General features: G+C 67.0%; 19 protein-coding genes and 1 pseudogene. 9 read left to right on the forward strand and 11 right to left on the reverse strand.

The genetic code is table 11. From position 1 onward, the window contains the following. Positions 1-16: 16 nt before the first annotated feature. Positions 17-1,339, reverse strand: a complete 1,323-nt coding sequence (paaK, locus tag WT97_RS10385) for a phenylacetate--CoA ligase PaaK (RefSeq protein ID WP_059505461.1) — start codon at positions 1,337-1,339, stop codon at positions 17-19. A gap of 55 nt (positions 1,340-1,394) precedes the next feature. Continuing rightward, positions 1,395-2,951 (reverse strand): 3-hydroxyacyl-CoA dehydrogenase, encoded by a 1,557-nt coding sequence (locus tag WT97_RS10390; RefSeq protein WP_060353376.1) that lies wholly within the window; start codon positions 2,949-2,951, stop codon positions 1,395-1,397. Between the two features lie 542 nt (positions 2,952-3,493). Between WT97_RS10390 and WT97_RS10395 the strand changes: the two genes are divergently transcribed. Continuing rightward, the gene (locus WT97_RS10395) at positions 3,494-4,582 is read left to right on the forward strand and encodes a calcium:proton antiporter (RefSeq protein ID WP_034204707.1); all 1,089 of its coding nucleotides are present in this window, start codon (positions 3,494-3,496) and stop codon (positions 4,580-4,582) included. 179 nt (positions 4,583-4,761) lie between these two features. On the opposite strand, the gene WT97_RS10400 is transcribed toward WT97_RS10395, so the two are convergent. Next, positions 4,762-5,670 (reverse strand): LysR substrate-binding domain-containing protein, encoded by a 909-nt coding sequence (locus WT97_RS10400; protein WP_059505465.1) that lies wholly within the window; start codon positions 5,668-5,670, stop codon positions 4,762-4,764. A 66-nt stretch (positions 5,671-5,736) separates the two neighbouring features. Between WT97_RS10400 and WT97_RS35105 the strand changes: the two are divergent. Continuing rightward, positions 5,737-5,915 (forward strand): annotated as a pseudogene (locus WT97_RS35105) (MFS transporter); the annotation flags it as partial. 28 nt (positions 5,916-5,943) lie between these two features. Here WT97_RS35105 and WT97_RS10405 read toward each other — a convergent pair. Continuing rightward, positions 5,944-6,912, reverse strand: coding sequence for a LysR family transcriptional regulator (locus WT97_RS10405; RefSeq protein WP_059505467.1), 969 nt, complete (start codon positions 6,910-6,912; stop codon positions 5,944-5,946). A gap of 359 nt (positions 6,913-7,271) precedes the next feature. Here WT97_RS10405 and WT97_RS10410 point away from each other — a divergent pair, with 359 nt between their 5' ends. The 4 genes from WT97_RS10410 to WT97_RS10425 all read left to right on the forward strand — a co-directional run bounded on the left by WT97_RS10410 (position 7,272) and on the right by WT97_RS10425 (position 11,601). Continuing rightward, entirely contained in the window at positions 7,272-8,444 is a 1,173-nt protein-coding gene (locus tag WT97_RS10410) for an HPP family protein (RefSeq protein WP_060353377.1), read from the forward strand. A 122-nt stretch (positions 8,445-8,566) separates the two neighbouring features. Further along, on the forward strand, positions 8,567-8,980 hold the full coding sequence (locus WT97_RS10415; RefSeq protein WP_059505471.1) for a MarR family winged helix-turn-helix transcriptional regulator: 414 nt from the start codon (positions 8,567-8,569) through the stop codon (positions 8,978-8,980). A 20-nt stretch (positions 8,981-9,000) separates the two neighbouring features. Then, positions 9,001-10,788 (forward strand): chloride channel protein, encoded by a 1,788-nt coding sequence (locus WT97_RS10420; RefSeq protein WP_060353378.1) that lies wholly within the window; start codon positions 9,001-9,003, stop codon positions 10,786-10,788. 480 nt (positions 10,789-11,268) lie between these two features. Further along, positions 11,269-11,601: a hypothetical protein gene (locus WT97_RS10425; protein ID WP_175888591.1), complete on the forward strand. Its 333-nt coding sequence runs from the start codon at positions 11,269-11,271 to the stop codon at positions 11,599-11,601. 98 nt (positions 11,602-11,699) lie between these two features. Here the strand turns inward: WT97_RS10425 and WT97_RS10430 are convergent, their stop codons facing one another. Further along, positions 11,700-12,020 (reverse strand): pyrimidine/purine nucleoside phosphorylase, encoded by a 321-nt coding sequence (locus WT97_RS10430; protein ID WP_006478890.1) that lies wholly within the window; start codon positions 12,018-12,020, stop codon positions 11,700-11,702. Positions 12,021-12,193: 173 nt separating this feature from the next. Next, a complete protein-coding gene (locus tag WT97_RS10435) occupies positions 12,194-13,096 on the reverse strand; it encodes a LysR substrate-binding domain-containing protein (protein ID WP_059505475.1) in 903 nt (300 codons plus the stop codon). 182 nt (positions 13,097-13,278) lie between these two features. On the opposite strand from WT97_RS10435, the gene WT97_RS10440 reads away from it, so the two are divergent. The 3 genes from WT97_RS10440 to WT97_RS10450 all read left to right on the forward strand — a co-directional run bounded on the left by WT97_RS10440 (position 13,279) and on the right by WT97_RS10450 (position 16,608). Next, a complete protein-coding gene (locus tag WT97_RS10440; protein WP_095211657.1) occupies positions 13,279-14,463 on the forward strand; it encodes a M20 aminoacylase family protein in 1,185 nt (394 codons plus the stop codon). Between the two features lie 43 nt (positions 14,464-14,506). Then, a complete protein-coding gene (locus WT97_RS10445; protein ID WP_060353379.1) occupies positions 14,507-15,826 on the forward strand; it encodes an MFS transporter in 1,320 nt (439 codons plus the stop codon). A gap of 239 nt (positions 15,827-16,065) precedes the next feature. After that, entirely contained in the window at positions 16,066-16,608 is a 543-nt protein-coding gene (locus WT97_RS10450; RefSeq protein WP_060353380.1) for a cysteine hydrolase family protein, read from the forward strand. A 267-nt stretch (positions 16,609-16,875) separates the two neighbouring features. Here the strand turns inward: WT97_RS10450 and WT97_RS10455 are convergent, their stop codons facing one another. From WT97_RS10455 to WT97_RS10475, 5 genes are all read right to left on the reverse strand, one after another. Further along, the gene (locus WT97_RS10455; protein ID WP_059500344.1) at positions 16,876-17,982 is read right to left on the reverse strand and encodes a porin; all 1,107 of its coding nucleotides are present in this window, start codon (positions 17,980-17,982) and stop codon (positions 16,876-16,878) included. Positions 17,983-18,045: 63 nt separating this feature from the next. Further along, positions 18,046-18,465, reverse strand: a complete 420-nt coding sequence (locus tag WT97_RS10460) for a DoxX family protein (RefSeq protein ID WP_059500375.1) — start codon at positions 18,463-18,465, stop codon at positions 18,046-18,048. Between the two features lie 172 nt (positions 18,466-18,637). Continuing rightward, positions 18,638-19,915: a cytochrome c gene (locus WT97_RS10465; RefSeq protein ID WP_059500343.1), complete on the reverse strand. Its 1,278-nt coding sequence runs from the start codon at positions 19,913-19,915 to the stop codon at positions 18,638-18,640. A gap of 2 nt (positions 19,916-19,917) precedes the next feature. Continuing rightward, the gene (locus WT97_RS10470) at positions 19,918-21,537 is read right to left on the reverse strand and encodes a GMC family oxidoreductase (RefSeq protein WP_059500342.1); all 1,620 of its coding nucleotides are present in this window, start codon (positions 21,535-21,537) and stop codon (positions 19,918-19,920) included. Then, positions 21,537-22,043, reverse strand: coding sequence for a sugar dehydrogenase complex small subunit (locus WT97_RS10475; protein ID WP_034204693.1), 507 nt, complete (start codon positions 22,041-22,043; stop codon positions 21,537-21,539). The genes WT97_RS10470 and WT97_RS10475 overlap by 1 nt, the downstream gene beginning before the upstream one ends. Positions 22,044-22,109: the final 66 nt, after the last annotated feature.

The following is a 22,109-nucleotide window of genomic DNA, read 5'->3' on the forward strand; positions in this document are numbered from 1 at the left end:
GATGCACACATCGAAATCAGGCGGCCTGGCGGCGATCGATCACGCGGCGCGCCTTGCCGGTCGCGGTCGCGGGGATGCCGCCGGCCGCCAGCACCGTCACGCCGGACGACACGCCGACCATCGTCTTGATCCGGTGCTGCAGTTCGCGCGCGAGCGCCGCGCGCTCGCCGTCCGTGACGGACGCCGCCGCTTCGGAGCGCAACTCGACCGCGAGGTCGAGCCGGTCCATGTGACCGTCGCGCGACAGCGTGATCTGGAACTGGCCCGACAACTGCGGCAGCGCGACGACGATCTCCTCGATCTGGCTCGGGAACACGTTCACGCCGCGCACGATCAGCATGTCGTCGGAGCGGCCTGTGATCTTCGCGAGCCGGCGCATCGCGCGCGCGGTCGGCGGCAGCAGCGCGGTGAGGTCGCGCGTGCGGTAGCGAATCACCGGCATCGCCTCCTTCGTCAGCGACGTGAACACGAGCTCGCCCTGGCTGCCGTCGGGCAGCACTTCGCCGGTGACGGGATCGATGATCTCCGGGTAGAAATGATCTTCCCAGATCACCGGGCCGTCCTTCGTCTCGACGCATTCGCACGCGACACCCGGACCCATCACTTCCGACAGCCCGTAGATGTCGAGCGCGTCGATGCCCACGCGCGCCTCCACTTCGTCGCGCAGCGCCTGCGTCCACGGCTCGGCGCCGAAGATGCCGATCTTCAGCGACGATTCGGCCGGGTCCATCCCCTGCCGCACCATCTCGTCGATCAGGTTCAGCATGTACGACGGCGTGACGAGGATGATCTTCGGCTCGAAATCGCGAATCAATTGCACCTGCTTCTCGGTCTGCCCGCCGGACATCGGCACGACCATGCAGCCGAGCCGCTCCGCGCCGTAGTGAATCCCGAGACCGCCCGTGAACAGGCCATAGCCGAACGCGTTGTGCAGCGTATCGCCCGGGCGGCCGCCGGCCGCGCGGATCGAGCGCGCGGTCACGTTCGCCCACGTGTCGATGTCGCGCGCCGTGTAGCCGACCACCGTCGGCTTGCCGGTCGTGCCGCTCGACGCATGCACGCGCACGACCTGCTCGCGCGGCACCGCGAAGAGGCCGAATGGATAGTTGTCGCGCAGGTCGCTCTTGGTCGAGAACGGAAATTTCGCGAGATCGGCGAGCGACTTCAAGTCGTCCGGATGCACGCCCGCCGCATCGAACGTGCGCCGATAGTGCGGGACGTTGTCGTACGCGTGGCGCAGCGACCATTTGAGGCGTTCGAGCTGCAGCGCCTGCAGTTCGTCGCGGCTGGCGGTCTCGATCGGATCGAGGGCGGCGGCGGGATGCGTCGGGTGAGTCATCGGGGTGCTCCTCCAATGGAGTGATGTCGTTGTCGTGTTCGAGGTGACGGGGCGGTCACGACCGGAACGTGCGGCCGGCCGCGTGCAGCGCGGCGAGGCGCGGCGACACGCGATAGCGGTCCTCGCCGTAGCTCGCCGCCAGATTCGACAGCACGCGATGCACGCGGCCGATGCCGATCGCATCGGCCCACGCGAGCGGGCCGCACGGGTAGTTCACGCCCTTCTCCATCGCAAGATCGAGATCGGCCGGCGAGCACACGCCCTGGTTGACCGTGTCGGCCGCTTCGTTCGCGAGCATCGCGACGGTGCGCATCGCGACCATCCCCGGCACGTCCGCGACGCCGACGACGCGAAAACCCGCCTGCTGGAACAGGCCGACCGCGTCCGCATACGCCGCGTCGCTGCACTGGAGCGCGCGCGTCAGCGCGACGAGGCCGGCCTGCGCGTAATCGCGCGCGAGATCGACCAGCACGAGATCCGCCACGCCCGTTTGCGCGGCGCGCGCGGTGGCCGTCCGGCCGTCGGTCAGCGCGATCGACGCGCGGCCGGCCACGGCGAGCAGATCGTCGGCATGCGCGTCGTTGCGCCGCGCGTTCGCGATGCGGTCGACGAAGCGCGCATGCAGCGCGGCGGCCGGGCCATCCTGTGCAAACAGCGCGACCTCGGCCGGCGCGGTGCGCGAAGGTTCGAGATCGGGAGCGGGCGGCGTCGCGCCGTCCGCATACGAGTAGAACCCGCGCCCGGACTTGCGCCCGAGGAAGCCCGCATTCACGAGCTCCTGCTGGATCAGCGACGGCGTGTAGCGCGGGTCGTTGAAGTACGCGCGGAACACCGACTCGGTCACCGCGAAATTCACGTCGTGGCCGATCAGGTCCATCAGCTCGAACGGCCCCATCCTGAAGCCGCCGGCTTCGCGCATCACCGCGTCGATCGAAGCCGGCACGCCGCCCTGCTCGTTCAGCACGCGCAGCGCCTCCGCGTAATACGGCCGGGCGACGCGGTTCACGATGAAGCCCGGCGTCGATTTCGCCATCACCGGTTGCTTGCCCCACGCGGCGGCGGTCGCATGAAGCATCCGGGCGACCTCGGGCGCGGTCGCGAGCCCGCTGACCACCTCGACGAGCGCCATCAGCGGCGCCGGGTTGAAGAAATGCAGGCCGGCGACGCGCTGCGGCACGCGCAGCCCGGCCGCGATCGACGTGATCGAGATCGACGACGTGTTGGTCGCCAGCACGCATGCGTCGTCGACATGGCGTTCGAGGGTCGCGAAGATCTCGCGCTTCACGTCGAGCCGTTCGGCCGCCGCCTCGACGATCAGCGCGGCGCCCGCGAAATCGGCCAGCGCGCGCACCGCGCGGATCCGGTTGCCGGCCGCCTCGGCCCGCGCCGGTTCGAGCCGGCCCTTCTCCGCCAACCGCGCGAACTGCGCGCGGATGCCGGCCAGCGCCTTGTCGCAGGCCGCCTCGCTCAGGTCGTACAGCAGCACCGCATGGCCGGCCGCCGCCGCGACCTGCGCAATGCCCGCGCCCATCGCGCCGGCACCAATCACGCCGACGACGGCCGACGGCGCGAGCGCGCCCGAGTTCACCGAATATGCAGAGGAAACAGCCATCGCTTGCGATCCGTCATGAAGTGGAAGTGCGAGCGATTATAAACCGACCGGTCGGTAGATTTATGTCAGGGCGAGCCCGAATGTGTTGGGCAAGTGACCGTTACGAAACCTGCAACGACAAAAAATCGAAAGATCGGGGCAACTTTTTGTAAACCGAAAGGTCAACGTAAGGGATCGAATATGAGATAGTACCCCCCGAACGCCTGATAAAATTCGACAAATTGCCGGATTTCAGGGGGAATACGTGTCGCGCCGTCATCGCCGTCCATCCCCCCTTTCCGGGGTCGAATCGAGCTTCCGGACCGCGCGCCCCCACGTGTGCTCGTCTCGCTGTCCGCGGACAACCGCTTCGAACCGTTTCATCCCGCGACGGGCTTCGGCCCGCCCGCGCCCCTCGCCGCCTCGCGGCAGCGAACCCAGGGTAGCGCCGTTGCGTGCCGCCCCTCTTCGGTTTCATCGTCTTCGTTCGGCGGATTGTACGGCCGGGCTTCGTCAACCCGTGACGGCGCGTCGCGCGCCGCCACTCGCATAAGGAAACCCTCATGCCGCTCTCGTCCAACCAGCTCCCGCGCTGGACCCTCTGGGCCCCGCTTGCCGCCTGGCTGGTACTCGCGCTGTCGCGCGTCGTGCCGGTCGAAGGTCTCGTCATCGCGGTGTTCGCCGCCGCGCTCGCCGGCGCCGTGTTCGCCGCCGTCCACCATGCGGAAGTCGTCGCGCACCGCGTCGGCGAACCGTTCGGCACGCTCGTGCTCGCGGTCGCCGTGACCGTCATCGAAGTCGCGCTGATCGTGTCGGTGATGCTCGGCGCAGGCCCCGAGAAATCGGGCCTCGCCCGCGACACCGTGTTCGCCGCCGTGATGATCATCTGTAACGGCATCGTCGGCATCTGCCTGCTGGTCGGCGCATGGAAGCACGGCGAACAGGACTTCCAGGGGCGCGGCGCGAGCAAGGCGCTCGCGGTGCTCGCGTCGCTGTCGGTGCTGTCGCTCGTGATGCCGAACTACCTGAACGCCGCGCCCGGCCCGTTCTTCTCGAAATCGCAGCTCGCGTTCGCCGGCGTCGCGTCGCTGGTGCTGTATGGCGCATTCGTGTTCGTGCAGACCGTGCGCCACCGCGACTACTTCCTCGCCGCGCACGACAGCGCGGACGAAGCGGTACACGCGGCGGCACCGAGCAACCGCACCGCGATCATCAGCATGGTGCTGCTGTTCGCGAGCCTCGTCGCGGTCGTGCTGCTCGCGAAGCTGCTGTCGCCGGCCGTCGAGCATGCGGTGCTGAAGCTCGGTGCGCCCGAAGCCGCGGTCGGTATCGTGATCGCCGCGCTCGTGCTGCTGCCGGAAGGGCTCGCGGCCGTCACCGCCGCGCGGGCGAACCGCCTGCAGACCAGCATGAACCTCGCGCTCGGTTCGGCGCTCGCGAGCATCGGGCTCACGATCCCGACCGTCGCAGCCGTGTTCATCTGGGTCGGCCAGCCGCTCACGCTCGGGATCGGCGCGATGGAAACGGTCCTGCTGGCGCTCACGCTGCTGGTCAGCACGCTCACGCTGAGCCAGGGGCGCACGACGGTGCTGCACGGCGTCGTGCACGTCGCGCTGTTCGCCGCGTATCTGTTCCTGTCGATCACCCACTGACGTCCCGATGCGCGCGGGCCGGCGGATTCTCGCCGCACGGCCGCGCGCACGTCTTCCAGTCCCTTTCCCCTCCTCCGCTCCACGCCGCCGTTGCCGGCTGCAGTCGCACGATGCTTCCGGATCGACGGCGCGTCACCCGGCACCTGGCGGCGGGCACCCGCTCGCGCGAGCAAGCGCAGCTAGACGCCCGTGTCGTCCGTGTTCTGGGTCAGAAACCGCTCGACCATCGCGTTGAACACCGGCAGCGCCGGATTGTCGTTGTCCGCGCGCCATGCGAGATACAACTCGGCCGCCACGTTGACGCCCGCCAGCGGCCGGAACACCACGCCGTCCACATGGAGCTCGCGTGCCGACGCGGGCACGAGCGCCGCGCCGAGCCCCGCGCGCACGAGGCCGAGGATCGTATGCGTCTGACCGACGTAATGCAGGTAGTTCGGCAGCCGCCCGGCGCCCGCGAACATGCCCGAAATCATGTCGTGGAAATACTTGCCCTCGTTCGGCGAATACGCGATGAACGGCTGCCGGTCGAGCTCGTCGGGACCGATCTGCTCGTAGGCCGCGAGCGGCGCGCCTTCCGCGACCGCGACGAGCATCGGTTCGCGCTGCACGAGCCGGTATTCGAGCGGCTGCCGCGCGGCGCGCTGGCGCACGAAGCCTGCGTCGAGCATCCGCGACGCGAGCGCGTCGATCTGCACGGTCGACACCATCTCGCGCAGTTCGACGTCGACGTCCGGCAACGCATGCGCCGCGTGCGCGAGCAGCACCGGGATCATCCGGTACGCGCTGACGGCCGTGAAACCGAGCGTGATGCGCCCGGCCCCGCCATGCGCGACGCGCTGCGCGGCCTGCTCGGCCCGTGCGGAAAATTCGAGGATGTGCCGCGCGTCGCGCAGGAAGCGTTCGCCGGCCGCGGTCAGGCTGACCTGCCGGCTGCTGCGCTCGAGCAGCGCGATGCCGAGCGCGTGCTCGAGCAACTGGATTTGCCGGCTGAGCGGGGGCTGGGTCATGAAGAGCCGCCGGGCCGCACGGCCGAAATGCAACTCTTCGGCCACTGCGACGAAACAGCGAAGCTGATGGAGCTCAATCATTCAAATCTTGAATCAATCGATAGTCTTTTGATGTTAGACCGATATCGATGCGATTTCTATACTCGGTTCCACCTGATCGGTAACTTCGCCGGGATCGTCACGCCGCTGCGATCGGCTACTTCGTCGCCAGCACGGGCTCGTTCGGCGGCGCGTTATGGTTCGTCGCCGCGCATGGGCTGAGCGGCATTGCGGCGTACGCCTGGCCCGCGGGCCGCTTCGAGCGGATCCGCATCGCGCCGGCCGCACGAGCGGCGCGGCGGCACACAGGCGCCGTCACGCAGACTGGCGGCCGCCCGGCATGTGCTCCGTCGTGAGTCGGTCGAGCTCGCGCAGATCGTTCTCCAGCGCCGGCGTGAGCGTCGTGCGCAAGTGATCGAGGAAGGTGCGGATCTTCGCATCGAGATAGCGGCGCGTCGCGTAGACGGCATAGACGCTGACCGTCTGCAGCCGGTACTCGGGCAGCACGCGGATCAGCCGCCCTTCGCGGATATCGTCGAGCACCGTATACAGCGCCACGCACGCGATCCCGCGCCCGGCGCGCACCGCGACGCACAGCGCGTCCGGTACGTTGACCTGGAACGGCGCCGGCTGCAGCGCGTAGACGGTTTCCTCGCCGTCGCTACGCTCGAGCCGCCATTCGCCGGCCGGCGACGCGGGCGTGTCGAGACGCAGGCACACGTGGTTCGGCAGATCGTCGGGCGTGTGCGGCGTGCCGTGCCGCGCCAGATATTCGCGCGATGCGACGAGCACGCTGCAGCTCGTGCCGCAGGTCTGCGCGACATAGCCCGAATCGGGCAACTGCGACGCCGTCACGATCGACACGTCGTAGCCCTCTTCGACCAGATTCGGCATCCGCTGCGCCAGCGTCAGCTCGACCGACACGTCGGGATTGTCCGCCTGGTAGCGCACGATCGACGACACGACATGACTCTGCCCGAGCCCCGTCATCGCATGAATGCGCATCTTCCCACTCGGCCGCAACAGCGCGTTGCGCGCCTCCGCGTTCGCGTAGTCGAGTTCCGCGAGGATCGATTTCGCGCGCTCGAAATAGCGCTCGCCGCTTTCGGTCAGGCCGAGGTGGCGGGTCGTGCGATGCAGCAGGCGCGTCTGTACGTGGGCTTCGAGGTTCGAGACGGCGCGCGACACCTGTGCGGTGGTCGCGTCGATTTCCTTCGCGACCGCGGTAAAGCTGCCGGCTTCGACAACGCGCACGAACAGGCGCATGTTTTCGAGCATGTCCATTGAATTGGCTTGGGGAAAGTCAGTGGGGAAGCGTCGGCGGCGCTGGCGTCAGAGAGGTAACGGAACGCGGCCGCGAACCGCGCCGAATCGATCGCCGTGCCGGGGAAAAGGCGGGAGAGCGGGCATCGCGGACGGGGTTCTGGCATGACGGGGGAATTGACTGCGCCGAATTGTACGCCGCTGCAGACAAATTTGCGCGATGACGCGCGCAGAAGCTCTCACCTGATGAAAGGTTTTTGCAAGACTCGCGCGTCGCGCGCGTGCACCGGCTTGATGCAGCGCGACAACATGTATCACAACGCGATATAATTCCGCGCTTGTCGCCCGCCCCGCGCCGTCATTTCTACCGCTTACCATCCATGTCGTCAGGTTCCTCCCCGTCGCGCCGCACGTTGCGGCAATGGCTGCACAGCTTCATTCCCCATCCGATGACGCTCGGCTGGCGCGAGCGCCTGCGCTCGTGCACCGGCGCGCTCGTGGGCATTGCGACGGTCGGCGTCACGATGCGGCTGCTGCCTGGCGTGCCGGGCCTCGTGCCGCTGCTCGTCGCGCCGATGGGGGCGTCGGCCGTGCTGCTGTTCGCGGTGCCGGCGAGCCCGCTCGCGCAGCCGTGGTCGATCATCGGCGGCAATCTCGTCGCGGCGACGGTCGGCGTCGCGTGCGCGCAATGGATCGCCGATCCGATCACGGCCGCCGCGGTCGCGATCGCTTGCGCGATCGGCGGCATGTTCGCGCTGCGCTGCGTGCATCCGCCGTCGGGCGCCGTCGCGCTCACGGCCGTGGTCGGCGGCCCCGCGATCCATTCGCTCGGCTTCGGCTTCATCCTGCAGCCGATCGCGCTGCAATCGGCGATCCTGCTCTCGGCCGCGCTCGTCTATCACGCGCTGACCGGGCACCGCTATCCGCACGGCGGCGTACGCCCCGAAGCGAAACAGCAGGCCGGCGCCGCACCGGCGCGCGGCGGCTTCACGCGCGGCGACCTCGACGCGGTGCTGAAGCGCCGCAGCGAATGGCTCGACGTCGATCCGGACGATCTCGAAGCGCTGCTGCGCGAAACCGAAATGCAGGCCTATACGCGCACGTTCGGCCAGTTGAAGTGCGCGGACCTGATGACGAAGAATGCGATCGAGGTCGCGCCGTCGACGTCGATCGCGGCCGCACTGACGCTGCTCGACCGTCACCGCGTGAAGGCGCTGCCCGTGGTCGACGGCGAAGGCCGGCTGACCGGCATCGTCACGCGCGCCGACCTCACGCGCCAGTTGCGCCGTCCGACCCCGCTGTGGCAGCGCCTGTCCGCACGGCTGCCGCAATCGTTCGGCGGCCGGCCCGCGAGCGTCGCGTCCGTGATGACGCGCGACGTCGCGTCGGTGCCGGAAACGATGCCGATCACGGCGCTCGTGCCGCTGTTCACGCATTCGGGCCACCACCATATTCCGGTCGTCGATGCGTCGCGCCGGCTCGTCGGCATCATCACGCAGACCGATCTCGTCACGGGCCTTTATCGGCAGACCCGGATGCTCGAGGCCGCGTAGCGCGCATCCCGCGCCGTCACCGCCTGCGAAATGCGGAATGCAGCATTCCGCTGCATTTCGGCCATTTGTATCACGTTGTGATATATTTACCGCCACCGTAACCGACTGCCCGCCCGACCTCGATGAACGATACCCGACGCGCGCTCGCGAAAAGCGATTTCCAGCAACTGTCCGAGTTCCGCTATCAGATGCGCCGCTTCGAGCGCTTCTCCGAACGCGCCGCGCAAAGCGAAGGCGTGACGCCGCTGCAATACCTGCTGCTGCTGCACATCAAGGGCTATCCGCATCGCGAATGGGCGACCATCGGCGAGCTCGCGGAACGCCTGCAGGCGCAGCACCACGGCGTCGTGGCGCTGGTGACGCGCTGCGAAGCGCTCGGGCTCGTGAAGCGCAAGCCGAGCGAGGCCGACCGTCGCCAGGTTGAAGTCCACCTCGAACAGGCCGGCGAAACGCTGCTCGCCCGTCTCGCGGCCATGCACCGCGCCGAGCTGAAGTCGCTCAAGGGCGCGTTCCAGGTTCCCCAGATCGATTACTGACCCTTGCCCTCGCCACGCCGATGAACGCACCACACAAACGCGATTTCTCGATCAACGAACGCCTGCCCAGGATCGCGTTGCTTGCCGCCGGGATCGGCCTGCTCAGCACGCTTGCCGCGTTCGTGCTGTTGAGCCTGATCCACCTGTTCACGAACCTGTTCTTCTTCCAGCAGTTCTCGTTCGCCGACCATTCGCCCGCGAACAACACGCTCGGCGCATGGGTGATCGCCGTGCCGGTGATCGGCGGGCTGATCGTCGGCCTGATGGCGCGTTTCGGTTCGGAAAAGATCCGCGGCCACGGCATTCCCGAAGCGATCGAGGCGATCCTGTTCGGCAAGAGCCGCATGTCGCCGAAGGTCGCGATCCTCAAGCCGCTGTCGTCCGGCGTCGTGATCGGCAGCGGCGGCCCGTTCGGCGCCGAAGGCCCGATCATCATGACGGGCGGCGCGCTCGGCTCGCTGATCGCGCAATGCGTGCACGTGACCGCCGCCGAGCGCAAGACGCTGCTCGTCGCCGGCGCGGCCGCCGGCATGACGGCCGTGTTCGGCACGCCGGTGGCCGCCGTGCTGCTCGCGGTCGAACTGCTGCTGTTCGAATGGCGTCCGCGCAGTTTCCTGCCGGTCGCACTCGCGTGCGCGGTGGCAGGCTTCGCACGCGCGGTGTTCTTCGGCGTCGATCCGCTGTTTCCGGTGACGACCGCCGCGCCGACGCCCGTCGCGCTGCTGTCGTGCATCGTCGCGGGCCTGCTGTCGGGCATGCTCGCGTGCGGCCTGTCGGCGGCGCTCTACCGCGTCGAAGACACCTTCGCGAAGCTGCCCATGCACTGGATGTGGTGGCCCGCGCTCGGCGCGATCGTGATCGGCATCGGCGGCTGGCTCGAGCCGCGCGCGCTCGGCGTCGGCTACGACGTGATCGGCGACCTGCTGCACCAGCACATCGCGCTGAAGGTCGCGCTCGCGCTACTGATCGTGAAAGCCGTGATGTGGGTGATCGCGCTCGGCTCGGGCACCTCGGGCGGTGTGCTCGCCCCGCTGCTGATGCTCGGCGCCGGCCTCGGCACCGTGCTGTCGCCGGTGCTGCCGGGCGGCGATCCGGTGCTGTGGCCGCTCGTGTGCATGGCCGCGACGCTCGGCGCGACGCTCGGCGCCCCGCTCACCGCGATCGTGTTCGCCTTCGGCCTCACGCACGACGCCAACGCGCTGCTGCCGCTGCTCGCCGCGACGCTCGTCGCGCACGGCTTCGCGACCATCGTGATGAAGCGCTCGATCATGACGGAAAAGATCGCACGCCGCGGCTACCACATCTATCGCGAATACGGCGTCGATCCGCTCGAGCGGCACGATGTCGGCGAAGTGATGACGTCGGCCGATCGGCTCGTCGCGATCGACGGTTCGGCGACGCTCGATACCGTCGAGACGCAATACTTCGGCGCGAAGCAGGCGCACCGCGCGTATCCGGTCGTGCAGAACGGCCGCCTGCTCGGCCTCGTCGATCGCGCGACGCTCGACGCCCAGCGAGCACAGGCGAGCACCGATACGCCGATCTCGGCCGCATTCGCCGATCGCGCACCGGCCGTCGCGCTGGCTCACGAAACGTGCCGCGTCGTCGCTTCGCGTCTCGCGATGCTCGGCCTCGAGCGCCTGCCGGTGGTCGCCGACGAGCAATCGCTGCGCATCACGGGCATCGTGTCGCGCAGCGACCTGATCAAGCCGGCACTCCAGCACTTCGACGACGAACACAAACGCGAGCGCTTCCGTCCGATCGTCCCGGCCAACCTGCGCGAGGTCGGCTCGCGCAAGATCGGCTGACACAACCCGCGTGCGCGGCGCCCTGCCGCGCACCGCTTCCCCGCCTCACGTCGCTGCACGATGCCGCGCGCCCGTCGCGCGCCGCGTCGCATCGCGGCCACCTTATCCGTTTAAAGTTGGTTAACAATTCGGCGGACGAAAGTTTGTCATCATGGTGTTCATGCGACGGGGCCATCCATCAGCCATTCCACTTCGTCATCAGATAAAGAGTCGCGGCGCGGCATGCAGCACATGCCGCCCGCCGCGGCCGTCACCTCACCACACCACGACCGGCAGCGCACCGACCGCCACGCATGACGTCGAGCCATACGCGACGCATGCGGCGCCGCAGCAACATGCGCAGCATCCGAGCCGCCGTTTGGCAAGCGCGTTAACAACTTGTTTCGGAATGACCGGAACCGAGCCTGCCAGATGCGATCTCACTTGAACGCAGCACTGCTGCGCATCCCACTCAATCAATCACGACTCGAGGGAGATAACGTGAACGTGAAATACTTACCGCTCATCGCATTGACCGTGGCAATTTCTGCTCATGCCGCCGAACCTGCCGTGCAGAACGTGGGACAAAGCCAGAAAGCGGCTCCCGACGTCTCGGCGTGCATCGCCAAGACCTGGGCCGACAAGTCGCAACAACAGGTGATCTCGCAGAACGTGCTGGCCAACGGCCTGGCGACCGACGTGTACGCACCGGGCCAGCAGCCGCCGAACGGCGCCGCCGCGATGGTTCGTCCGTCGTGGAAGCCGGGTGCGAAGACGTGGGTCGGCGTGCGCGGCGACGCAGCGTCCGCCGGCGACATCAACGCCTGCCTGTGACGACGTAACGAGAACAGGCGCTCCGGATGGCCTTGCGCCATCCGTTTGCGACGAGCCCCGCTTCGGCGGGGCTTTTTCTTTGCTGCGCGGAAAGCGTCTTACAGGTAGCTGCAGACGTAATCGAGCGTCTCGAGCACTTCGATGTCGAAGCGGCTCTTGCCCGGCACGGAGAACGATTCGCCGGCGCCGTAGGTCTGCCATTCGCTGCTGCCGTCGAGCTTCACGCGGCACTTGCCGGCCTGCACTTCCATCAATTCGGGTGCATCCGTGCCGAAGTTGAGCGCGCACGGCAGGATCACGCCGAGCGTCTTGCGCGTGCCGTCCGGGAAGAGCACGGTATGCGACACGCACTTGCCGTCGAAATAGACGTTCGCGCGCTTGACGACCGATACGTTGTCGAATTGGGTTGCACTGGTCATGTGATGCCTCTGATTGCTGGATGCCGGATGGCGATGGAGTGGGAGGCCGGCCGTAGCGGCGGGCCGGCCGCTATGATACCGGCTCGCGCAACGTGCGTCGGAACCGCATGCGGCCCGCGCATGCCGGGCACACGATCGTCAGGATCACTACGTGATCTGCGCGGGGTGACGGCTCACCGCAATCCCTTGCGCCGCGCGGAATCGCGCAGGCAATCGAGCAGCATCGCCGCGGCCGGCGTCAGCGGGCTGTCGCGGCGCGTGACGACCTGCACCGATACGGCCGGCAAGCGCTCGCGGATCGGCAGTACCGCGAGCTGATCGCGCGCCCATTCGCCTTGCAACAATTGCTCGGGCATCGATGCGATCAGGTCGCAACCGGTCATCAGGCTGTGCGCGAGACCGAAGCTCGGGCATTCGACGACGCGCGCCGGCACCGGCAACCCGTACGCGACGAACGAGTTGAACAGCACCTGTGTCGAGCTTTCCGGCGACGGATTCATCAGCCAGTCGGCTTCGACGAGATCGGCGAGCGACGTGGCCGACGCGAGCGGATGTCCTTTGCGCGCGACGATCAGCGAACGGCTCGCATAGAGTTCCGCGTGATCGAACTCGGCCGCCAGCAACTCGGGGACGACGACGGCCACCGCGAAATCGAGCGAACCGTCGTGCAGGCGCGGCAGCGCGACGCCAGGAAATCCTTCGATCAGATTGACGCGCGCCACCGGAAAGCGGCGCCGGAACGCACGAAACGCGTCGGGCAGGATCGTCACCGCCGCCGCCGGCGTGATCGCCGCCGCGACGGAACCCGTCATCGCGCCCTGTGCCTGCTCGATGTCGTCGCGGGCGCGCTGCATTTCGGCGACGATCAGCCGCGCGCGCACCTGCAGTTGCTGGCCGAACGCGGTCAGCTGCACGCCGCGTGCGGTGCGCACGACGAGCGATACGCCGAGCGCGATCTCCAGTTCCTTGACCGCCTTCGTGAGCGCAGCCGGCGACACGTTCAGGCGCCGCGCGGCCGCGCGAATGCTCCCTTCTTCCGCGGCGGTGACGAACGCTTTCAGCTGGTGGTATTTCATGGCGGCAATGCGTGATCCGTGGAAACCCTGTGCGGCCGGCCGCGCAATGGCTCAGGGTATTCCCGAGCGGCAACCGACAGTGTGCACCAAAGCAATTTAGCAGCTTCTGGTACGCAAAAGAAATTTATATGCTTGGTCGTCACATGCGCGTCAAACGCCCCACCGGCCCCACAGGAGACACCATGCTGCAAGCCGCGAACCCCGTCATCCCGGCCATCGCCGCCATCGCCCCCGAGCTCGTCGAAGTGCGCCGCCGCATTCACGCCCACCCCGAACTCGCATTCGAAGAAACGCTCACGAGCGACCTCGTCGCCGAGCTGCTCACCGGCTGGGGCTACGAAGTGCATCGCGGTATCGGCAAGACGGGCGTGGTCGGCGTGCTACGCGAAGGGCAAGGCACACGCACGGTCGGGCTGCGCGCCGACATGGACGCGCTGCCGCTCTCGGAAGCCACGGGGCTGCCCTACGCAAGCCGTCACGCGAACAAGATGCATGCATGCGGCCACGACGGTCACACCGCGATGCTGCTGTGCGCGGCGCGCCACCTCGCGGCAACGCGCCGGTTCTCCGGCACGCTGAACCTGATCTTCCAGCCCGCCGAGGAAAACTTCGGCGGCGCGAAGGCGATGATGGACGACGGCCTGTTCGACCGTTTCCCGTGCGACGCGATCTTCGCGATCCACAACATGCCGGGCCGCGCGGCCGGCGACATGGCGTTCCGCACCGGCGCCGCGATGGCGTCGGCCGACCGCGTGACGATCACGCTGCGCGGCGTCGGCGGCCACGGCGCGATGCCGCATTTCGCGCGCGATCCGATGTCGGCCGCGGGCAGCATCATGGTCGCGCTGCAGACGATCGTCGCACGCGAGGTCGACGCGCAGCATGCGGCCGTGATCACCGTCGGCAGCGTGCAGGCCGGCGAAACGTTCAACATCATTCCCGAAACCGTCGTGATGAAATTGTCGGTGCGCGCGCTGAACGCCGACGTGCGCGCCCTGCTCGCGCGCCGCATCGAGGCGCTCGTGAAGGGCCAGGCGGAAAGCTTCGGCGTCACCGCGGAGGTCGACTACGACTATGGCTACCCGGTGCTCGTCAATCACGCGGAACCAACCGCGTTCGCGGCCGACATCGCATGCCAGATGCTCGGCGCGGAACGCGTCGAAACCGACACCGCGCCGCTGATGGGCAGCGAGGATTTCGCGTTCATGCTCGAAGCGCGCCCCGGCTGCTACGCGTTCATCGGCAACGGAATCGGCAGCAAGGGCGGCTGCATGGTGCACAACCCCGGCTACGACTTCAACGACGACATCCTCGCGATCGGCGCGAGCTACTGGGTTCGCGTCGCCGAAGCCTGGCTCGCGGCCTGACAGCCTTTCAACACGCAGTTCCGCGCTCAAAGCAAGGGAACCCATGGAAACGTCCGCCATTTCGTTCGCCGGCACGCCGGTCGATGCCCGCGCCGCCGCGAAGAAGCGCCGGCTGATCGCGGCCGCCGCCGTCGGCAACGCGCTCGAGTTCTACGACTTCACGGTCTACAGCTTCTTCGCGATCCTGATCGGCAAGCTGTTCTTTCCCGTGCATTCGTCGTTCGGGCAACTGATGCTCGCGGTCGCGAGCTTCGGTGTCGGCTTCGTCACACGTCCGCTCGGCGGCCTCGTGATCGGCATGTATGCGGACCGCGCCGGCCGCAAGAAGGCGATGATCCTCACGCTGCTGCTGATGGCGCTCGGTACCGCGACGATCGCGGTCGCGCCGACCTTCGCGCAGATCGGCATCGCCGCGCCGCTGCTGCTCGTGCTCGCACGGCTGCTGCAGGGGTTCGCGTCGGGCGGCGAAGTCGGTGCATCGACGACGCTGCTGCTCGAACAGGCGCCGCAGCATCGTCGCGGTTTCTATGCGTCGTTCCAGTTCTCGAGCCAGGGGCTCGCCGCGCTCGCGGGCGCACTCACCGGCGTCGCGCTGACGTCGACGCTGAGCGCTGCGCAACTCGAAAGCTGGGGCTGGCGCGTGCCGTTCATCATCGGCACGCTGTTCGTGCCGCTCGGCTACTGGTTGCGCCGCACCGTCGAGGAAGTGCCTGCTGCCGCCCCGGCCGCCGCACACGACGAGCCGGTCGCATCGCTGCCGCTCGCCGACGTGCTGCGCCATCACGCCAAGGCCGTATTCGCGGGCCTCGGCGTGACGATCGGCGGCACGTCGATCCACTACATCATCGTGTTCTACATGGCGATCTATGGCGTGCAGGTGCTGCACTTGCCGACCTGGCTGTCGATGACGGCCGGCTGCGTCGCCGGTGCGATCCTGATGCTCGTGACGCCGATCGGCGGCCTTCTGTCGGACGTGTATGGGCGCAACCGGATCGTCTGGTGGACACGCATCGTGCTGATGGCCGCGATCTACCCGGCGTTCATCGCACTGAATCGCTGGCCGGGCGCCGCGTCGCTGCTGTCGATCATCGCCGCGCTGTCGATCGTGCATGCGATCAACATCGGCGCGACCGGCGCGATGCTCGGCGAGTTGTTTCCGCGGGCAGTGCGTGCGACGGGCGGTGCGCTGGTGTATAGCGTCGGCGTCGCGATCTTCGGCGGCTTCGCGCAGTTCTTCGTCACGTGGCTGATCGCGGCGACCGGAGATCCGAATGCGCCGGCGTGGTATGCGATCGGCTGCGGCGCGATGACGTTGCTTGCGATTCGTTTCATGGACGAGAAGGCGGGGAAGGCGCTGGATTGAGCGGCGGACGGTGCGCGGCACGTGAACAGTAATTGACGTCACGCGCGCGCATCGGGCATCATCGAGCCATGCACGACGCTCCGATCACCCTTTCGACGACCACGCGCACGACCGCCTTTGGCGGGCCCGTGCGGCGAGTGCGCGCAAGATCGTAGCGTCACCGATTCCCACAGGCCCCGCCGGTTCCGGACGGGGTCTCGTCGTTTCTCCGTCTGCATCGGCCACTCAGGAGAAACGCGATGTCCGAAGCCCCTTCCCCGAAACGCGCGCTGCTCGTGATCGATATGCAGGTCGGGTTGTTTCATGGCCCCGATCGCCCGCATGACGGCGAACGCGTGCTAACCAATATCAACCGGCTGATTCGCCGCGCACATGACAGCGGTGCCCCCGTGTTCGCCGTGCGTCACGTCGGCCCGGCCGGCTCGCCGATCGCATCCGACGCGCCGCTGGCCGCACTGCTGCCGGAGCTTGCGATCGATACCGCACGCGACATCGTGTTCGACAAGACGCGGCCGAGCTGCTTCGCGGGCACGCGACTCGCCGAGTGGTTGCATGCGGCTGGTATCGGCGAGATCGTGATCGCGGGGATGAAAACGCAGTACTGCGTCGATACGACGTGCCGTGCGGCCGCCGATCTCGGCTTTCGCCCGGTACTCGTTGCCGATGCGCACACCTGTATGGATACACCAGCGCTGCCGGCCGAGCGGATCGTCGCGCATCATAATGCGACGCTCGGCGGGCCGTTTGCGACGCTGACGACGACCGACGCATGCGTGTTCTGAAGCACGGCGCCGATCGGACGGCGATGCGCGAGCGTGCGCGTTGCAATCGCGTCGGCATGAACCGTCAATTTACCGAGCTCGCTATGTCGATCGCTCGACGCGTCATACCGACTTTCGAGAACAGGACTGGCCTCGAAGCAGGTGAGTGCTTGTCGAGACCATATCGCGTCACGTCCCGGACAGCAACGATACGGCAGCCGGCGTAAACGCAAAAAGGCACGGACCTTCACCGCCCGTGCCTTCTTCACCTACCCAAACCGCCCGTGCTCAGAACGTATGCATCATCCCCACATACGCGCCCGTCTGCGACTCGCCCGTCATCGGGCTCGTCCCCGACGTTGCGTCACGCGGCGTCGCGAGCAGCGAGAAATTCGAATTCCCGCCGTTGCGCACATACGCAACCGTGCCGTACAGGAACGTGCGTTTCGACAGGTTGTACGTGGTGCCGAGCACGTACATCATCGCGTGCCCTGACGGGTCATGCGACGCATCGCCGCCGCCGTCACCCACCTTCACGTAATACCCGCCGCCCGTCACGGCCCACTGCGGCGTCGCCGAATAGGTCGCGCCGAGCCAGTAATGATCGGCACGGTCGGCAACACCGGCCGGGCTGTCCGGCGCCTGGTAGTGCGTGTACGCCCCCTGGATCTTGAACTTCGACACCTTCACGTTCGCGCCGACGAAGTACTCGCGCGACGCGGTGAAGATATTGCTGAACTTGCCGTTGTTGTCGCGCAGCTCGTCGTAGATACCGCGCACGTCGAGCACCGGCGAATGGTACGAGATCATGATCCCGTCCGAGCGGCCGAAATCGTCGGCCGCGCCGTAGTTGAAGCCGCGCGACTGATTGCCGAACGCGTATTGCGCCTGCACGTCGAAGCCGCCGATCACCGGGCTGTGATATTCGATATTGTTGCTGGTCTGCTGCCAGTTGCGGCCACGCACGAGCGACGCCGACGAAAATGCCTGCTGGACGAACGGATCGAATTCCCACACGCCGTCGCTGTCGATGAACAGGTTGCGGCCGGCCTGCAACTGGCCCCACGTGTTGCTCTTCAACCCGACGTATGCGCGCCGCGACCACATGCGTCCGCCGCCCGTCTGGCCGTTCATCACCTGGAACGCGGTTTCCAGGTTGAACACCGTCGACAGCCCGCCGCCGAGATCCTCGACGCCCTTCAACCCGAACATGCTGGTGCCCCAGTCGCCGCTTTCCGCGCTCCAGCGCGTCCCGCTGCCGCCGTTCGGCTTCGCGATGTGGTTCAGGTATTCGATGCCGCCGTCGATCCGGCCATACAGCGTGACGCTCGTCTGTGCAAACGCAGCCGCTGGCGTGGCGGCCGCAATCAGCCATGCGAAGTATTTGAGTCGCAAAATGATGCCCCCTCGAAGTCTCGACCGTCCGACGCGCGCCCCATGCACGCGCCTCGGGTCTGCTTATCCGCGATCGAGCGAAAAACGTCCGGGGCCGGCCGCGCAGAGCGCGAGCAAGCCGCCCGAGATCGCGATGTTCTTGTAGAAATGAATCATGTTGTTGATCTGCTCGCCGCCCGTCATCGTCCAGTAATGGTGACCGATAACGGCGGTGCCGATCGTATACAGCGCAAGCAACAGCGCGAGCGGCCGCGTCTGGAAGCCGATCAGGATCGCAATCCCGACGAACAGCTCCATCACGACGGAGATCGCCGCCGAGATGATCGGCGCCGGCGCGCCCTCGCTACCCATGAACGCGATCGTACCGGAGAAGTCGATAATCTTCTTCCAGCCGAACATCACGAACAGGATCACGATCAGGATTCGGGCAAGCAGCAGCAGCACATCGCGCTGGGACGCGAGAAACGGTTGATTCGGTGTCATGGTGTGATCAACGAAAACGATGCGCGCAATCGCACGCACCGGATTGCCTGTGAACCGGGGCGGACGGCCATCCGCGCCGCCGCCCCGCTCTGCAACAACCGGCATCGGGGCCTGCCCGATGTGCTGTGCTCCTCCTCTTTTACGTTGTCGCCCTGCTTCGTCGCGTGTCGCGTCAGCGCAGCTTCGCGACGTCCTGCTCGGTCACCTTCGCAGCCGGATTGCCGAACTGCCCGGTCAGGTAGTTCGTCAGCGCGGCGATCTGCGCATCCGACAACTCGTGGCGGAACGCCGGCATCCCGACGTCCTCGCTACCGGCCTTGCGCTGCACGCCGTTCAGGATCACCTGCACGAGGTTGGTCGGATTCGACGCACCGACCGTCGAGTTATGGAACAGCGGCGGGTAGTAACCGTCCGGCGTGCCCTTCCCCTGCATCTGGTGACAGGTCGCGCAGTTGCCGAGATACAGCCGGGCCGGATCGATGCCCGACGACGCGAGCGCCGCGCCGCGCAGCTTCAGGCCGTCCTCGGCCGGCTTGCCCCACGACGAGCGCGACTGCTTCGCGTCGCCGCTGGCCACGGCCGGCACCGTGCGGATGTACGTCGAGATTGCGCCGATGTCGGCTTCGGTCATCTTCGAGAAGCTGTGCTCGATCGCCTCGGCCATCGGGCCGGCCGCCTGCGCAAGGCCCGGCACGCTGCCGGTGCGCAGATACTGGACGAGCTGCTGCTGCGTCCAGCCGCCGATCCCCGCGTTCGGGTCGGACGTGATGTTGTAGCCGTCCCAACCCGCGAGCACCGAGCCCGACAGGAAGCTGCCGCCCGTTTCGTCGAGCGACTTCTCCTGCATCGCGATGCCGCGCGGCGTATGGCACGTGCTGCAGTGCGCAAGGCCCTGCACGAGATACGCGCCGCGGTTCCACTCGGCGCTCTGCGCCGGCTTCGGCTGGTAGACGCCGTCCTTCAGGAACAGCCAGTTCCAGATCTTCAGCGGCCAACGCATGCTCAGCAGCGCGGGGATCTCGTTCTTCGGCGGCGCCTGCTTGACCGGTTCGACGCCGTGCATGAAGTACGCGTACAGCGCCTGCACGTCGTCGTCGTTGATCTTCGCATACGACACGTACGGCATCGCCGGGTACAGGTTGTCGCCGTTCTTCGACACGCCATGACGCACCGCACGCTCGAAGTCGTCGAACGTCCAGGTGCCGATGCCCGTATCGGGGTCGGGCGTGATGTTGCTCGTATAGATCTTGCCGAGCATCGGCACCGGCATACCGAGGCCGCCCGCGAACGGCTTGCCGCCCTTCGCGGTGTGGCAGGCCATGCAGTCGCCCGCGACCGCGAGGTATTCGCCGCGCTTGACCTGCGCCGGATCGGCCGAATCGGCCGCGCGCGCGAGGCCGGGCAGCGCGAGGCAGCCGGCGAGGAGGAAGGTGAGAGTAGATTTCCGCACGGTCAGACTTCCTTCTTCAGCGTGTCCGACATCCGCAGCGCGAGCGCCGCGATCGTCAGCGTCACGTTCACCGTACCGACGGTCGGCATCGTCGAGCTGCTCGAGATGAACAGGTTCGGATGGTCGAACGTCCGGCAGTCCTTGTCGACGACCGAGTCGCGTGCATCCGCGCCCATGATCGTCGCGCCGGTGATGTGGTTGTTCGGCGCGAACTCGTCGTTGAATACGACGTCGGTGCCGCCGAGCACCTTCGCGGCCGTCGCGTAAACCTCGCGCGTGTGCACGGCGCCGCGCTTCACGTAATCGTCGATCGCATACGTGATCTCGGGGCGCGGGATGCCGATCGCGTCGGTGGCCGTCTTGCTCGGCACGATGCGGTTCTCGGGTTGCGGCAGGATTTCGTGGAAGCAGTCGAACTGCACGTAGCGTGCGGAACGGTCGCGGATCTGCGCGTCGAGCTCCTCGTGCTTCATCAGCTTGCCGGCCTTGAAGATCTTCTGCGTCTCCTGGTTGATGCGCGACATGTTCGACAGGTGGATCTTCTTCGCGGCTTCGGTCGCGCGGAACGGGCCGTCGCGGAAACCGATCAGCGACGTCATCTCCTGCGGGCCGCGGCCCGGCCACAGCTTCTCGCTCGCGTAGAACGACACGCCGGTGCCCGGGTGGTCCATCAGGTTGCGCCCGACCATGTCCGAGCTGTTCGCGACGCCGTTCGGGAAATCGCGGTTCGCGGACATCAGCAGGATCTTCGGCGTCTCGATGCCGTTCGCGGCGAGCACGAAGTACTTGCCCTCGACGCGATGGTCGGCGCCCGTCTTGTCCTTGTAGATCGCGGCGACGATGCGCTTGTCCGGCCCCGTCTCGAGCTTGTAGACGACCGCGCTGTCGATCAGCTTCGCGCCGGCCTGCTCGGCCTTCTCGACGTGGACGATGCCGTTGTACATCGCACCGATCGGACAGATCGGCATGCAATTGTTGTTTCCGCAACAGGTCGGCCGGCCGTCGTACGGGCGGCTGTTGCGCGCGACGGGCTCGGTCACCACGTGGAACTTCGGGTCATGGCCGTTGAGCGCGCTCTTGATGGTCTGCTCGTTGAACGACAGCGGCAGCGGCGGCATCGGATACGCCTGCTTGCGCGGCGAGTACAGATCTTCCTCGGGGCCCGGGCCCCACACGCCGAGCTCTTCCTCGGCACGCTGGTAGTAATGCTCGAGGTCGTCGTACTGGATCGGCCAGTCGCGGCCGACGCCGTACACGGTCTTCATCTTGAAGTCGTTCGGAATGAAGCGCCACGCCGACGCGGCCCAGTGCCACGTCGTGCCACCCACCGCGCGGATGTACTGCGAGTTGAACTTGTGCTCGCCCTTCAGGATCAGGTAGTCGTTCGGCGGGCCGTATTCCGGATGCGGGGCCCACGGGCTCGACGGGTACGGCGCCATGAAGTCGGTCTTGTCGGGCTGGTTGCGAAAGCGCTCGACGATTTCCCAGCGCGGCATGCGCGGGCCGGCTTCCAGCAGGATCACGGACTTGCCCGCCATCGCGAGCTGGTGTGCAACGATCGCGCCGGCGACACCCGATCCGACGACGACGACGTCGGCTTTTTGCGTATCGGTATCGGCCATCAGGCTTGCCTCTCGATCGGTTTTTCGGCCCAGAAGCCGGGTTTGTTGGGGCAATACGAAGGGATCACGAGCGTATCGGACACCACGCTGAACATTAATGCTTCTTCGTAGGTAATCACGACGTTGTCGACGATGCCGAGATACCACGCGCCGAGAATCGTCAGTGCGAGCGATTCCTGGTCGGGATTCAGCGAGCCGGATGCGAGCGCGCCGGCGAGCTGCGGCAGGCTGTCGGCCGTCTTGAACGAGCCCTTCTGCAAGGCCTGCAGATAGCGCTGGCCGGTGACGCGGCTCAGCCCTTTCTTGCCGGTCAATGCTTCGGAAAGCGTCATGAACGTATCGAGCGGCGCGGTGCCGGGATCGTCGGCCAGGGCCCGCAACGCCAGCGAGCCCGTGAGGCCCGCCGCCGTCAGCGCCAGTGCGCCCTGCAGCCATTGACGCCGCGTGATGCCGGTTGCGGCTGCGTCGTTGTCACGACGCGATTGGGGGGTGTTGTCGTTGTGCATGTTTCCTTCTCTCGAACACCGGATTCGGGAAAACCACGCTTGATATTTCTCAAACATTGGCGCGGA

This window comes from Burkholderia sp. MSMB1459WGS (genome assembly GCF_001534535.1).
Lineage (GTDB): Bacteria > Pseudomonadota > Gammaproteobacteria > Burkholderiales > Burkholderiaceae > Burkholderia.